Annotated in this window: 1 pseudogene; it reads left to right on the top strand. The window is 59.4% G+C overall.

Annotated features, from left to right (window positions below):
- Positions 1-473, top strand: a pseudogene (locus tag GHN86_RS23045) (sigma-54-dependent Fis family transcriptional regulator); the annotation flags it as partial.
- Positions 474-529 lie beyond the last annotated feature (56 nt).

The following is a 529-nucleotide window of genomic DNA, read 5'->3' as shown; positions in this document are numbered from 1 at the left end:
GCGGCGCTGACGTTATCGAAATCGCCCGCGCTTTCCTCGCCCGTCAAAGCGCCCGTATTGGCCGTACCGACCTCAAGTTCGCCCCTGACGCAGAGCGCGCCATCAGCCATTACTCATGGCCGGGTAACGTTCGTGAGCTGGAGAACGCCGTAGAGCGCGCCGTGATCCTGTGCGAAAGCCCGGAAATCTCGGCCGACCTGCTGGGTATCGACATCGAACTGAGCGACTTGCAAGACGACGACTTTATCGGCCTGGCCCCGCAACAGAGCATCAGCAGCGGTAACACCAGCCTGGACCCGACCGAAGACCTGTCACTGGAAGACTACTTCCAGCACTTCGTTCTGGAGCATCAAGACCACATGACCGAGACCGAACTGGCCCGCAAGCTTGGCGTGAGTCGTAAATGCCTGTGGGAACGTCGCCAACGCCTGGGCATTCCGCGCAGAAAAACCGGTGTCGCCAGCGAAAACTGAAACGGGTAACGCCGCAGGTAACACCTCACACCGAGAGAAATCTGTTACCGCTGATT

Source organism: Pseudomonas helleri, from assembly GCF_009600315.1.
GTDB classification, from domain to species: Bacteria; Pseudomonadota; Gammaproteobacteria; order Pseudomonadales; family Pseudomonadaceae; genus Aquipseudomonas; species Aquipseudomonas helleri_A.
The sequence above is the reverse complement of the archived record's forward strand: the minus strand, read 5'-3'. Positions and strand labels throughout refer to the sequence as shown.